This is a genomic window from Arthrobacter sp. Soil_C_49 (assembly GCF_057656635.1).
On sequence record NZ_JBDGJZ010000003.1, the window covers coordinates 327,824 to 341,791 of the forward strand.

At 59.0% G+C, this 13,968-nt stretch carries 11 protein-coding genes and 2 pseudogenes; 3 read left to right on the forward strand and 10 right to left on the reverse strand.

The genetic code is table 11. The features are described 5' to 3' along the window. Positions 1–374 precede the first annotated feature (374 nt). The 7 genes and pseudogenes from AC3A4Z_RS07825 to AC3A4Z_RS07855 form a co-directional block, all read right to left on the reverse strand. Positions 375–1,532: a thiolase family protein gene (locus tag AC3A4Z_RS07825; protein WP_498711052.1), complete on the reverse strand. Its 1,158-nt coding sequence runs from the start codon at positions 1,530–1,532 to the stop codon at positions 375–377. After that, complete coding sequence (locus AC3A4Z_RS07830; protein WP_493975360.1) at positions 1,532–1,945, reverse strand: MaoC/PaaZ C-terminal domain-containing protein; 414 nt, start codon at positions 1,943–1,945, stop codon at positions 1,532–1,534. Before AC3A4Z_RS07830 ends, AC3A4Z_RS07825 begins: the two co-directional genes overlap by 1 nt. Next, the gene (locus AC3A4Z_RS07835) at positions 1,899–2,561 is read right to left on the reverse strand and encodes an MFS transporter (RefSeq protein WP_498711053.1); all 663 of its coding nucleotides are present in this window, start codon (positions 2,559–2,561) and stop codon (positions 1,899–1,901) included. Before AC3A4Z_RS07835 ends, AC3A4Z_RS07830 begins: the two co-directional genes overlap by 47 nt. Before the next feature lie 32 nt (positions 2,562–2,593). Then, a pseudogene (locus AC3A4Z_RS07840) lies at positions 2,594–3,172 on the reverse strand (MFS transporter); the annotation flags it as partial. Between the two features lie 2 nt (positions 3,173–3,174). Continuing rightward, positions 3,175–3,624: a Zn-ribbon domain-containing OB-fold protein gene (locus AC3A4Z_RS07845; RefSeq protein ID WP_498711054.1), complete on the reverse strand. Its 450-nt coding sequence runs from the start codon at positions 3,622–3,624 to the stop codon at positions 3,175–3,177. Beyond that, on the reverse strand, positions 3,621–4,784 hold the full coding sequence (locus AC3A4Z_RS07850) for a thiolase family protein (RefSeq protein WP_498711055.1): 1,164 nt from the start codon (positions 4,782–4,784) through the stop codon (positions 3,621–3,623). Before AC3A4Z_RS07850 ends, AC3A4Z_RS07845 begins: the two co-directional genes overlap by 4 nt. Then, positions 4,771–6,738, reverse strand: coding sequence for an AMP-binding protein (locus tag AC3A4Z_RS07855; protein WP_498711056.1), 1,968 nt, complete (start codon positions 6,736–6,738; stop codon positions 4,771–4,773). Before AC3A4Z_RS07855 ends, AC3A4Z_RS07850 begins: the two co-directional genes overlap by 14 nt. Positions 6,739–7,170: 432 nt before the next feature. On the opposite strand from AC3A4Z_RS07855, the gene AC3A4Z_RS07860 reads away from it, so the two are divergent. From AC3A4Z_RS07860 to AC3A4Z_RS07870, 3 genes and pseudogenes are all read left to right on the forward strand, one after another. Beyond that, complete coding sequence (locus AC3A4Z_RS07860) at positions 7,171–8,628, forward strand: TIGR00366 family protein (protein WP_498711057.1); 1,458 nt, start codon at positions 7,171–7,173, stop codon at positions 8,626–8,628. A gap of 55 nt (positions 8,629–8,683) precedes the next feature. Then, a complete protein-coding gene (locus AC3A4Z_RS07865) occupies positions 8,684–9,706 on the forward strand; it encodes a C-terminal binding protein (protein WP_498711058.1) in 1,023 nt (340 codons plus the stop codon). A 424-nt stretch (positions 9,707–10,130) separates the two neighbouring features. After that, a pseudogene (locus AC3A4Z_RS07870) lies at positions 10,131–10,679 on the forward strand (adenylate kinase); the annotation flags it as partial. Between the two features lie 373 nt (positions 10,680–11,052). On the opposite strand, the gene AC3A4Z_RS07875 reads toward AC3A4Z_RS07870, so the two are convergent. The 3 genes from AC3A4Z_RS07875 to AC3A4Z_RS07885 all read right to left on the reverse strand — a co-directional run bounded on the left by AC3A4Z_RS07875 (position 11,053) and on the right by AC3A4Z_RS07885 (position 13,770). Continuing rightward, the gene (locus tag AC3A4Z_RS07875) at positions 11,053–12,300 is read right to left on the reverse strand and encodes a PucR family transcriptional regulator (RefSeq protein ID WP_498711059.1); all 1,248 of its coding nucleotides are present in this window, start codon (positions 12,298–12,300) and stop codon (positions 11,053–11,055) included. Between the two features lie 69 nt (positions 12,301–12,369). Next, positions 12,370–12,624, reverse strand: a complete 255-nt coding sequence (locus AC3A4Z_RS07880; RefSeq protein WP_498711060.1) for a hypothetical protein — start codon at positions 12,622–12,624, stop codon at positions 12,370–12,372. Between the two features lie 132 nt (positions 12,625–12,756). Further along, positions 12,757–13,770: a D-cysteine desulfhydrase family protein gene (locus tag AC3A4Z_RS07885; protein ID WP_498711061.1), complete on the reverse strand. Its 1,014-nt coding sequence runs from the start codon at positions 13,768–13,770 to the stop codon at positions 12,757–12,759. Between the last annotated feature and the right edge of the window lie 198 nt (positions 13,771–13,968).

The following is a 13,968-nucleotide window of genomic DNA, read 5'->3' on the forward strand; positions in this document are numbered from 1 at the left end:
AACCGATTGCCTTGGAATATCGCTTCCTGGCCCTTGAATCGTGGATCTTTTGCCGAGCTTGCGGGCCACCGCGGTCTTGAGACGCTATGAGTTACAAGTCGCTTTGCTACGAGCCCGTCATCAAGTTGGTTGCCTGGCCCGGTTTCCACACAGCTACTAGCCTGGACCAGGAGCCGCCCCAAGAAGCCTGCAGAGCCGCCAACCGGAGACGCGCTCCGCGCCCAGCTTCAGTATCAGCCCTAGCTGCGTACCTACCAGCACGGGGAAATTGGCTATCGGCGACGAAGGAAGTGTCCCTACAACCGGAAAACACGACGCCGGATGCAAGGCTGATCACTTGGCTAAAGGCTAGGCACACCGGTGGGAAGGCAGCATCAAATGAGTCGGAGGAGCATCGCTTGTCCTAGTCCTCCTCCTCCGCATATCGCGGCTACACCGAATTCCTCCTCCCGGTCCCTCATTTCCTGTGCGAGGGTGAGTATGAGCCGGAATCCCGTAGCCCCAAGGGGGTGACCCAGCGCGACGGCACCTCCGTTGACGTTTACCCGGTCCAGGTCGATTCCCAGTTCACGTGTGGATGCTATGACCACCCCGGCGAAGGCCTCGTTGATTTCCCACAAGCCGATATCTTTAGCGGCGAGCTTATTTTTGGTGAGTAGTTTCCGCGCTGCGTCCGCTGGTTTAAGGTGCAGTGAGAAATCAGGGCCGGCGACAGTTACGGAGTCCACAATTTCTACGATGCCGGACAGCCCCCGGTTTCGGGCGCCCGCCAGGTCCATTACGACTCCTGCCGAGCCTGCATCAGACATTTGGGATGCGTTCCCGGCCGTGATGCTCCCGTCTTCTGAAAATGCGGACTTCAGCTGCGCGAGCCGGTCCAGCGTCGTGCCCGGACGGATTCCTTCGTCTTCGAGGAGTCCCTGGAAGGGAGTAATTTCCTTCTTAAGCCGGCCCTCTTCGGCAGCCCGGGCGGCGCGGTGGTGGCTTTCCAGTGCAAAGGCATCCTGGGTGTGACGGGAGATCCCTAGTTCTTTGTTCGCTTCATCGGAGATAGCGCCCATGCCTAGGCCAGTCAGGGTGCACCGCAGGGCGTCCTGTGAGAGCAGATCGATAATTTCGCCGTCTCCGACTACGGGTGCCTGCCGCATCTGGATGCCGTGAAGGGTCCGGCTCATTGAGTCGAATCCGCCCACGAGCGCGCTGCCAATTTCACCTGAGCGGATGAGGCCTGCGGAGAAGCTGACGGCGGTCATGCTCGCAAGGCAGGCGTTGTTCAACGTGATAGCCGGGACCGTTGAGGGAACCCCTCCTTTTATCGCTGCGTTACGGGCGGGATTTTGCCCGTTTCCTGCTTGGATGACGTTTCCCATGAACACATGGTCCGGGACAAGTCCCCCCAGTGGTTCGAGGGCTCCTGCCACGGCCGCTGCACCCAGATCGATTGCCGAAACCCCTCGGAAGCCTCCATTGAACTTTCCTACCGCGGTGCGTGCGGCGGAAACCAGGACAGGCGTGTTCGTGTTGGCCGCCATCAGTTTTCCTCCAAACCGAGGTCCATGGTGTAGCAGACCACGTTTCCTTCAAGGACGACGGTCCCGTCGTTACGTACGACCCACGTGCGGAGCTTGGTGATCGGTTTGTCGGCACGCACCTCTGTGACTTCGACGTGTCCGGTGATCACGTCTCCCGGTCGGACGGGGGCTTTGAAGTCCCAGTTCACGTTTAAAAACACGGTACCCGGCCCGGGTAGTTCCTCGGCAAGGACGGCGTTCAGGATGGCGCTGGTCACTCCGCCCTGGACGATGATTTCGCCGAATCGGGATGCCTTGGCCGCCGCGACGTCATAGTGCAGGGGGTTGCGGTCGCCGCTGATTTGTGTGAAAAGCACGATGTCGCTGTCAGTGATCGTGCGCGACAACTGGGCCGTCTGTCCGACTACTGGCATGGTGCGGGTCTGAGTGCGTGTCATGGTTGGTCTTTCTTGCGTTGGATTCGATTTTTGCCAGGGTGTGCATTGCTAGGACGCCGATGAGTGGGCCTGGAAGCAGCAGCACGAATGCGTACTGCCATCCAACGACTGCGGCGAACAAGGGGACGAATTGGATGGTTGCTACTGTCAGAAGGAAGCCGATAGCAGTCTGGGCGGTGAGTGCGGTTCCTATGTAGCGCGGATCCGCGTTTTCACTTAACGATGCCGAGAAGACGCCGGAATCGGCGATCACCGCGGCTCCCCAAACGATGAGAAAGGCGAGCATCGGTATACCTTGCGTCAAAAACATCAACGGAGACAGAAAGCAACACATTCCGCTTACCGCCAGTGCTACTGCGGCAGATTTGGGGCGGCCCCAACGGTCGGCAGCCCATCCGCCTACTACCGCTCCCAAGACGCCTCCTAGCCCCATCGCGATGAATAGCGTCGTGCCTGTTTCGAGCGCTCCGCCTTCACCGGCAGCCTGGCTGGCCTGGAGATACATTGGGATCCACGTCCACAGTGCATACAGTTCCCACATGTGACCGAAGTAGCCGATATTGGCCAGGCGCGGACGATGTTCCTTGAACATGGCCAAGGCATAGCGGGGGTTTGGCCGGTTGATGCTTTTTCAGCGTAGGGTCCTGGGCGGATGGCCAGAACAGACGTTATGGAACCTGCTGCTGCCAAAGCGGCGGCAACGGCGATGACGGTCCGCCACGGTAGATCTCCGGTGCTGCTGATGAGATGTGGCGTGGCTGATCCGAGCGTCAGTGCCCCTATAAGGATTCCGAAGGCCTTACCCCGGAACGCCGGTTCAGACCAGGACACCATCAGTTTCATGCCCACTGGATAAACTCCTGCCAAGAAGACACCGGTCAGGAACCGAAGGCAGATGGCCGGAGCGAGACTGTCCACAACAGCTGCTAGAAGGGCTGTAGTGAGTGCTGCCCCGGCGCCGCAGGCACCGAGTAGCAGATGGGGGCGAAATCTATCGGCCAGGCTGAGTGCTGTTGAAGTGACTGCGCCGACCACGAAGCCGATTTGTACGGATGCCGTCAGCCACACACCTGCGGCAGGGCTGATACCCCATTCGTGCTGCAGGGCAGGACCTACTGCAGAGGCAGAAAACCAGACAGCGAGGCCGAGGATCTGCACGATGGCGATCAAGGCCTGCTGCCGGTTCAGTCGGTTGACACGCATGATCAGCTGCGTCCTGCCTTAGTGGATGAGGGGGTGAACTGAAGCAGGGTTTGGTTATCTGTCTCCTCCCTGCCGGGACGAAGCCGTACTGCCTGCCCGCAATAAACGGAGTCAGGAGGGCAGCCGACGATGTTAGTCATCAGCCGGGGTCCTTCCTCGAGTTCGACCAGAGCCAAAACGTACGGGACCTGCGAGCTCCAGGCAGGATGACCGGGAATGGTGACCACAGTAAACGTCCAAACGGTGCCTGTGCCGGTGGCCGGTTGCCAAGTGAGATCGTGGGACCAGCAACGGATGCAGAGGTTTCGTGGGTAATGCTGAAGGTGGCCGCAATCCCTGCAACATTGCAGGAGCAGTTCGCCCTCCCCCGCCTGCTGCCAGTAGGCAGAACTCAGGGGCGTGGATATAAATCCCGGCTTGGGTATCAATGTGGGTTCCCACGAAGTTTTCACGTGTTGGCACCTCCTAGGACGAGGGCGACTTCTTCGCTCATTGTTGCTCCGTTCCCGGTAACGAGGGCGGTGTTGGGGTTCGGAATCTGGCGGTCCCCCGCTTCTGTTCGGAGTTGGCGGACCGCCTCCACTATGTGTCCCATTCCCCCGGCCAGATCGGCCTGACCGCTGGAGAGCTGGCCGCCGTGCGGGTTGATGGGCAGCTTGCTGCGGATGGAGAAGTCGTGAGACTCGAGCCACGGCCCACTTTCGCCCTTGCGGCAGAACCCCGCGTCTTCCACTGTGATAGCCACGACAATGGAGTAACAGTCGTAGATGGAGAGGAAGTCGATGTCGCGGGGTCCAACACCTGCCATTGAGTAGGCTTTGCCGATTGCGGGGGCCAGCGGGGACGTAGTCAGGCCAGGTGCCTGGCTCAGGGCGCGGTGGGTTACGCGTTCTCCGGCTCCGAGCAGGTATACAGGCGCTTTTTTCCTGTCTTCCGTCCGGTCCACTGCGGTCACGATGACAGCCGCCCCTCCACCGCAGGGCATGACGACCTCCAGAAGCCGCAGGGGCGACATCACCATTGGCGAATTGAGTACGTCATCGACGCCGATGGACTTGCCGTGGAAGACCGCGGCAGGGTTGAGCATGGCATTGGCCCGTTGTTTGACGGGAACCTGTGCGAGCTGTTCCGGGGTGGTACCAAACTCCGCCATGTGCTGCCGGGCAATCATGGCGTACGCCGGGTTGGCGCCGCTGGCTCCATAGGGGACGTCAAACTCGCGGATCGGGTTGCGGTTCGGTGACCGCGATATGCTTCCAGGATCTCGTGTATTGCCGAGGACGCATAGGACCGTTTCGCACATGCCGGCAGAAATGGCGGCAGCTGCACGCCACACCATTCCCGCGCCAGTGGCTCCGCCAAGGTCAACGATGTCGGCGAAGCGGGGTTGCAGGCCCAGATACTCTGCGACTGTCGCCGGGACATGCTGGGGAGTTTCCCCCACTTGCGGCCCGACGATTAGGCCATCGATGTCCTCCGGGGTCAGGCCGGCATCCTGAAGGGCCATTTTGGAAACGCGGGCGATCATCTCCAGCGTGGTGACGCCGGGCGTTGTCCTTTCGGGGGGTATCTCTGCAACTCCTACCAGGGCGCACCTCTTACGAAGCGTCACTGGCACCTTCGATTACCAAGAGCGAGCTGGGGTCCTCAAGTGAGGACGTGTCCCCTGACGGATTCCCCAAGTAGACGGAGCGGATGAGTCGCCGGAGAATTTTCCCGCTCCGTGTCTTGGGCAGCGTGTCCACGACGTGGACGAGCTTCGGCCGGAGGGGCTTGCCCAGGTCTTTTGACACGACGTCGGAGATCATCCGGGCCAGGTCGTCCGCGTCTGCGGCGCCCGGTGCTACCCGTGCAAAAACGACCAGGGCTTCGCCCTTGACGGAGTCCGGGATGCTGATTGCTGCAGACTCCACCACGGAGGGAATGCCGTTGACAACGGACTCGACCTCGGCCGGGCCAAGGCGCTTGCCGGCGATTTTGAGTGTGTCGTCACTGCGGCCACGCACGTACCAGACCTTCTCGTCGCTTACCTCCACCCAATCACCATGGAACCAAGTGCCGGGCCAACGATTCCAGTAGGTGGAGAAGTAACGCTCCGGAGCTCCCCAGAACGTGATTGGCATACCTGGAGAGGGACGCCGCAGCGCGAGCTCACCCATACCGGTTCCCAGGCTAATGCCGTCGGTGTCTACTACATCGGCAGCCATGCCGGGCAGCGGGCCAGCGAAACCGCACGGATGGATGGGCAGAGCGGTGAAGTTGGACAGGATAGCCCCGGAAATTTCAGTGCCGCCGCTGTAATTGATAACCGGAAGTTCACAGCGGGCTACTCGCTCGAATAGCCACTCGTAAGCGTCAGGAGTCCACGCCTCGCCACTTGAAGCAAGCACGCGCAGGTCGCCCAAGTCGATGTCGGCTGGATCAGCATCCTGCGTCATGAGAGACCTGATCAGCGACGGTGATACCCCGAGCATGGTGACGTTGAGATTCCGGACCACATCCCAGATTCGATTTGAAGAAGGGAAGTCAGGGCTCCCGCCGTAGAGGGCGACGGAGCTCCCCGCTATTAGGCCTCCCAGAACAATTAGCGGGCTCACGATCCAGCCCGGATCAGTGATCCACATGACTACGTCGCCGCGTCCAACATCAAAGCTGAAGGCGACGTCGCTGGCCGCTTTGACTGCAAACCCTGCATGGCTCAGGACAATGCCTTTAGGTGCACCCGTTGTTCCGGAGGTGAAGGCGATGAGAAGGGGATGATCGGCAGGGCATTGAGCTGCCTGAAGCAGAGCTTCCGGGTCTTCGGTTCCAAGGACTTCCCAGGGTACTTCGCCCGGCAGAGCAGGTTCGCTGTTTCCAGGTACCAAAGAGACGACGATGGTCGTGCGAAGGGATTCGACGCCCTGCAAAGCGACTGCTGCTTCAGAACGCAAGGCCACCTCCCGGCCGCGCCGGTAGAACCCGTTGGCCACGATGTGGGCTGTCGCTCCCGCAATCCTCAGCCGGTCCGCCACAGCGGTCGCTCCGAAACCGGAAAAGACCGGCACGGAGATGGCCCCTATTTTGGCGCAGGCAAGTTGCGCCACGGCAGCCTCCTTGACCATCGGCAACTGCATCCCCACCGTGTCGCCGAACTTCACGCCTGAAGCCAAAAGACCTCGGCCGACCCGGTCGACCTCGCGGGCGAGTTCGTTAAAGGTCCATTTCCCGGTTTCGCCGTTTTCCTCTTCCCAAAGGAGGGCGGTTTCATCCCCTCGCCCGGCTTTCACCCAGCGGTCCACCGCATTGGCCGTGACGTTGAATTTGCCGTCTATGAACCATTTGGTGGCATGAGGTTCACTGAGCTGATCGAGGACAGCCGTCGGGGGCTCCTGCCAATCGAGCTCCAACCACTCGGAGACGGTCCCCCAAAACCAGGATGGTTTTTCATACGCTTTGGCGCCGAGGTCGTCTATGGTCGCGCAACCTGCGGCGGCAGCGAACTTCAGAATCCTGCTGCGGTCAATTTCGGTGGGGCCGGGCTGCCACACCAATCCTTGGGGCTTGCTCACAGATGTGGTTGTCAAAACTTCTCCTGATGCTCTTCATTGGGTTACAGGTCACGACGTCGGTCAAACCACGGTACGAGCAGGGAACCGAATGCGTCCCTACGCTTAAACGCGAACGTTTACAGAAGTTCTTTGCGTTTTACGCAAAATGACTGGTCACCTTGTTCCCCACCGCGGAACATAGTTTCGAAATAATCCGTTCACAGCGTCTTACGAGCGATAAAGCAGGACATATTTTCCGAGCTATGGACTTAAGTTCCCAAATGACTTTAGACTCCTTCCGGTTGTAGGCGTGAGGTCTATCACTTTGTGCGGCCTTCCCATTCAGAGCCCCAACTTGCTTCGCCGGCACACACGCGGCAAAAAGCGCCTCCTGTGGCACCATGCCGGCCTTTTCCCCAGCTCACGCCTCCAAGTGCACAGAAACCCATTTCAAGGAGGAAATGAACAGTGTCTGTAAGTGAGAAAGATTCTTTAGTACTTGATGAAACACCCACAACTGGTCTCCAACGCCTGGCCAACCGGGTCACCATCTTTACCGAACGTTGGTTTCCGGATGCCTATGTCATTGCCCTGGCTGCATTGCTCATCGGATGCCTCGCCGCACTGGCCATCGGCGCCTCGCCCACGGCAATCGTCCAGTCCTTTGGCAGCGGGTACTGGAACTTAATCCCGTTCACCTACCAAATGGCCATGGTTCTCATCGCCGGTTTCGCGATGGCCTCATGCAGGCCACTGAGGAAGGGACTGAATCGTCTGGCTGACATCCCAAAGACGGGACCCACCGCGATTGTATTTGTCATTTTGATAAGCGTGATTACCGGCCTCATCAACTGGGGATTCGGCATGATCTTCTCGGGCTTCATCGTCCTGGCCCTTGCCCGCCGGGAAGAACTCCGAATGGACTTCCGTGCAGCCGCTGCTGCAGCACTTGTGGGCACCTCGACGATTTGCATGCTCGGGCTTTCCTCAGGACCGGCCTTGATGCACTCCACTCCGGCCAGCACACCTAAAAACATCCTGGATGTTGCCGGGGTCCTTCCATTCTCAACCACCATCTTCTTGTGGCAGAACCTTGTGGTAATTCTCGTCGTGACGGCAACCGCCATGGTGATCGGCTACGTAACGGCACCTCGTGGGGCAAACGTGCGTACCGCGCAGGACCTTGGCATCGCCGTCGAAAAAATCGGGACCAACGACGCAGATGAGTCAACGGTTGACCGTCGTCCCGGCGACTGGCTTTCCCACAGCCCCCTTCTGACAATAATCATTGTGGCCATGTCGATTGGGTGGCTTGTTCTGCAGTCAAACGCCATCGGATTCGACAAGACGATCTCCAATCTCAACAACTACATCTTCATCTGCTTGACAGTGGCGCTGCTGCTGCACTGGCGCATTCGCCGGTTCCTGAAGTCCGTCTATGACGCCGTCCCGGCTGTGGGCCCGACACTGATCCAGTTCCCCATCTATGCCGCCGTCGCCTCTGTCGTTGTAACAGCCGAGAACTCTACAGGGCACTCAGTGGCGACCTATCTCGGGGAATTCTTTATCGGAGCTGGCCAGGGCGGCCTGCTGCACCCACTTGTTGGCATCTACTCAATCGTCATGGGCTTGTTCATCCCGGCAGCAGGAGCCAAATGGGTTTTGGAGGCACCTTACGTCCTGGCGGCGGGCAATGAAACCGGGAGCAACCTTGGCTGGCTCGTCACCACGTACAACGGAACCGAAGCCCTGGCAAACTTCCTTAACCCGTTCTGGATGCTTCCGATCCTTGGGCTCCTGTCCCTCAAAGCGCGCAACGTCGTTGGGTTTACCTTTGTTTACTTTATTTTCATCGCGCCGGTAATGCTCGCGGCTTTCTGGGGGCTTAGTTACACGCTCCCATACGTGGCCCCCGTCTTGCCCTAGCCGTGGCCCAAACCGCCCGTGGGCAGTCCACCATCATCAAGAAAGGGAGAAATCCATGGAAACCCTAGAATCAGATTCGCCCCAGGCCAGTACCGGCCAGACAACGAAGCGCGTGGTCGTCACAGATACCCCCTTCAAGGAACTCAAGGGCGAACGGGCAGTCGCGCACAGCAACGGCGCGGTATTTGAAGTGTTCCAGTGCAAGTCAGAGCAGGAAACCGTGGATGCTGTTGCGGGTGCGGACGTGGTCATGGTGACACACGTTCCAATCACTGCAGCGGTGTTGAAAGCACTTGCCCCAAACGCTGTCATTGTTCGCTACGGAGTTGGCGTGGACAACATTGATGTTGACCGGGCCCATCAACTGGGTGTCCGCATTGCCAGCGTCCCAGATTACGGAAGCGAGACGGTGGCGGACCACGCATCCGCCGCCCTCCTCAGCCTCATGCGCCGACTGCCTATGTATGACAGGGCAGTCAGGGACGAAGGTTGGACGAACCCTGCAGCGCTTTCCCCTCTGCCAGACCTGTCTAACTCCACTGTGGGCATCATTGGGATGGGAAGGATTGGGCAGGCGGTGCACTCTCGGCTAGCACCCTTTGGCTTCACGTTCCTCGCCTATGATCCTGTGGCGGATCCGGAAGAGGCAAAAAGGAGAGGGATCCGCCTGGTTGAGCTCGCTGAACTCCTTGCCCAATCGGATGCGGTGACGCTTCATGTTCCGCTGCTGCCGTCGACATATCACCTGATCTCGAAGGACACGCTGGCGCTGATGCAGCCAAACGCTGTTCTCGTTAATACTGCTCGCGGCGCCCTTGTTGATGGCGCCGCCCTGGATTCCGCACTTCGATCAGGCATCATCGCCGGAGCCGCGCTGGACGTCTTTGAGGAGGAGCCACTGTCCTCAGAGTCGCCGCTCCGGTCAGCACCAAATCTGCTGCTGACCCCGCATGCGGCTTTCTATTCAGACGATTCACTGGTCCGCCTCCAGCACAGCGCCGCCGACGAACTGGAACGGGCACTGTCAGGGCGCCCGTTACGATGCCCGGTACTCCCACCAGCCAGCCAAATGGGGTAGAAGAACGGTCGAGAGCCGATATCTTCCTATGGGTAATCATCCGGTTGATGGGCGTGGGGAATAGCCCCAGGCCCATCAACTGGCAATGCTCTCGCTTATCAGACCACGGGAACCCCTACTCAGCCGCCGACTGGGCACCGGGAAACTTGCCCTAAAGCTCGAGTGCCGCCGACCCGCCGGGAAGGTGAGACCGGACGTTTCAGCCTCCGAAGTCGTCCGTCTCCCGCGGTCGCACATCCGAAGAAACCCTCGGGCACGGACGGGACCCAGAAAAAGCGGAGAAAGCATCTGAACGAAGAGCACAGGAAAGCAAAGTACACAATTATCCCGGGTTGCGCTGCCTGCTCAGGCAATGTGGCAGGTCAAGAACCCTTGGCTCAAACTCATATTCCGATGAAGAAATAGAAGGGTTCTTATGTCAAGAATGCTTATTATCGGTCCCCCAGGTTCTGGAAAGGGCACGCAAGCGGAGCAGGTATCCCATCAACTAGGAATAGTTCCAATATCTACCGGAGATGTCTTCCGCACCAATATCAGGAACTGCACTGATCTGGGCCTCGAGGCCCAAAAGCATGTAGACCGCGGTGACTTCGTGCCGGACAGCATAACTAACGCCATGGTCGTGGAGCGATTGAGCCAAGCAGACACTCAGAAGGGCTTCCTACTCGATGGATACCCCCGCACGATGCACCAAGTAGACAGGCTGGACACCTTTCTTGCTCAAGCTGATTATGAGCTTGACCTGGCTATCGAACTCCAGGCCAACAGCGAAGTCCTCATCCAGCGCCTCACGCAGAGAGGAAAGCAGTCCGCCCGAAGCGACGACAACGAATCCGTAATCCGGCACCGGATCGATCTTTACGAGGACCAGACCAGGCCTATCGTTTCGGTGTACGCCGCTCGTAAGATTTTGGTCCAGATCGACGGCATTGGTGAGCCCGGGGAGGTCACGGACCGAGTGTTGAGAGCAATTGCCGGCCACATAGCCTTTCCAAGAAATATGCAAGCCGGAATGAAGCCAGGCTGTGAGCCTCCGTCTGGGATTCCGGAAAGTCGGATCCGGGGCTGCGCCGTCATACATTGACCCCCTCCAAACAGCTACGACAGGGTCCGCGGGGCCGCGCCTCCTGTCTCGGGATGGCCGTCACGGCTCCTGGCGGCCGTCCCGAGCCGTACTTCTGGCTGCTCCGTAAAGATGCGTCGGTAACAATGAGCCAAAACCTACCCAGGAAGTATCCATACTCAACGAGAGCATAGGAAACTTGAGCATCCTGGCGAGAAGTTCGGCCAGTTTCCTAAACCCTTGAAGTCAGACTTTGGGCTCCGGAAGGCAAAGCTCCTTGCTTTTATGGAACATCGCTTTGGTCCTCGGTGTTTTGAAGCCTGAGGGCCAATGCAAGTAGTGTGAGATCTTCAGAGTTGAAGGGGTCGTGCCCCGTGACGTCCTGAATCTTTTGGAGCCTATATTTCACCGTGTTCGGCTGAACCCGCAGGGACTCCGCTGCTTGCACAAGCTTAAAGTCCGCCTTGACGTATGCCTGCAGCGTGGCCAGCAGCGAAGTGCGGCGGGCCTCATCGTGCCTTCGTAGCGGAACCACCGTCTCTTCCGCCAGATCATGGCGGAACGGGCTGGTGCGCACCAGGTGGTCCAGGAGTGTATCGGAGTACAGGTAAGCACGTGGTTCTGTTTGCCTGGTAGGCACCGAGGTGATTGCATTCTGGGCCTCTACATAGCCGCGCGCAATTGACGCCAGCCCGTCGTGGGGTCTGCCTGCACCAACAATGAAGTCGGGTAAGGCGGCCGCCAAGTCATTGAAGCGGGCACGGAAACTTTCCCCTGTAGGTGAGCAAATGTCCTGGATTGCCACGATTTCTTCGTTCCGTACGCCAGCCAACGCCAGATGGTATGGCGGTTTTGACAGCCGTTGTTTCACAATGTCAAGGGACTCGCGGATGGATGCAGCAGCAGCCGCCGGCCCCGCTCTTCGTCGGAGCAGCACCACCATGTAGCGACCATCAACCTCCAGCTTATGCAGCTTCGCGTGCCGTGAAATTCGAGGCACATTCCCCTCGACCAGCGCCTCCAGTAGATCGCGTTGACCCATCTCCCTGTCGTGCATCACGCCGGCTGCTTCACTCAGGTACGCCTGGGCTACGGCCGTTGATACAAGATCGACATGTTTCATGATGCGACCCGCGATTATCAGGGCACAGTCAGGATTATTTCGAGTTTGCGGCGCCGATCGAACTTCTTCCCAGACAGTGTGTCCCCACAGCCGATACGCCTGTAAAAGGGCTTGAATCGGAATCCCTTGGCGAAAGCGACGGATGGCACTTTCTCTAAAAGGAAGCAATTGGTCACTATTTAAATCCTCCCCAGATTCGATGCCATGGAGCATCACCTCAAGGTTTTGCCGAGCGGTCGGGGCTATATCCTGCTCTATGAATCCCTCGGGCAAAGAGCGGTACTCAACAATTTCTTCCCGAAAGCGCCGGGCGAGCAACTCTCCAATCTCTTCCGCTCGGTGCTTCAATAGCGATACAAGAACCGCTTCGTGCTTTTCGGTCAGTCCAGAATGATTTTGGCTCAGCATGCGTGCGTTACTACCTTCTGCCGGAAGTTCTATGGCCAGCTATCGCAGAAGTTTGGATGCCAGCCAGCTTCAGTGTGTCCGTGAGGTCTCCGGTTGATGCTCTGTGCGGCCGGGCTGGTAGTAGAACAAGCTGGTCCACAGACTGTAGCCTTGAGCTTTTTCGATGAACTCTCTGGAGTGGATTCCGTCAGCGGCAAGCCAAATACCTGAGTCGTCGGGCATAACGGCATCGACTAAACCGACGCGGTACAGGCACCGGCCCAGCCGGACTTCAACCATCGCGCCTTGAAGCAAATGCCATTCCTTGCAGGGTTGCAAGCTCATAAATACATCTTTCGTTGTTGGATTCCGCATCTTTAGTGAACAAGCGACCGTGCAAAGCCGGGGCGACCGGGCTTTCCTGGCCTGCCTTGTTCAGGCCTTGCCGTGAGTCGCCGCTCATTTCGGCTGAACTCCTTACGGTCCCTCTCTGCCGGCTATGCTCGCGCGATAACCGAACAGACCAGGTTGGCCTCCTGTGTGGAGGAACAGGATGTCGCTGGCGCAGCCAAACCCGTGTTCCTTTTTCCGGATCCCGGCAACCAGACCTGCCATGGCCTTGCCGGTGTATACCGGGTCCAGAAGTATTCCTTCGGTTCGGGCCAAGAGGTGCACGACGTCCAACATGTCATCAGTGGGTAATCCGTAGCCGGGGCCGATGAACCGGTCATCCACTATGACTTCGTCCATCGTTGGGCTGTTGACCTGATCGGCACCCAGCAGGGCGGACGTGTCCAGGGCTAGCCGGTGGACTGCTTCACGCTGGGGATGTTCCGGGAAGGCTACGCTGAAGCCGATCACCGGGGTCGTATCACCTGAAAACCGGAATCCGCTCAGAAGCCCTGCCTGGGTACCTCCGCTGCCGGTACCCAATGCGACTGAGTTGAATCCAATTCCCGTGGCCATGATCTCTTGTGCGCATTGGACGTATCCGAGTCCCGCGTGGGCGGTGGAGCCGCCTAGGGGAATAGCGTACGGAGTTTCGCCGCGCTCACGGACAGATTCCACTGCGAGCTGGAGCTCCTCGGCGAGCGTTAGCTCCGAACCGACGAACTTGATCTCTGCACCGAACATGCGGTCAAGAAGTACGTTGCCTGAGTTGCGGTAGTCCGCATCGGAGAGCGCTCCTGGTCCGAGTACAAGGACGCATTTAAGGCCGACCCGGGCTGCGGCCGCGGCAGTCTGTCTTGCATGGTTCGACTGCATTGCCCCGCACGTCACCAACGTGGTTGCTCCAAGGCGCTGCGCCTGGCCGAGGAGGTATTCGAGCTTGCGGACCTTGTTGCCTCCAAGCGCGAGACCGCTTTGATCATCCCTCTTAATCCAGATCCGTGTGGGACTCCCAAGAGCCTCCGAGAACCGGTCGAGCGGGTGCAAGGGCGTTGGGAAGTAGCCCAGCCCGGTCCTTACCTCGAGTGCTTCAGCAACCACGGTTATGATCCAATCTTTGCGTCTATTCCGGAGCGCGGGTCTTCCTGCCATAAGGGCGTGGCACCCGTGATAAAAGTCAGCCTGTGGCTGCCAGCCGTGCTGGCCGCGGAAGGGGGCAGAGGGATTTTGGGTGCCACCAGTGACCAGGGGTGTTGCCTCGGCTCCTGCCAAACCTCGCAGGCCGCGGCCAGCATCGTT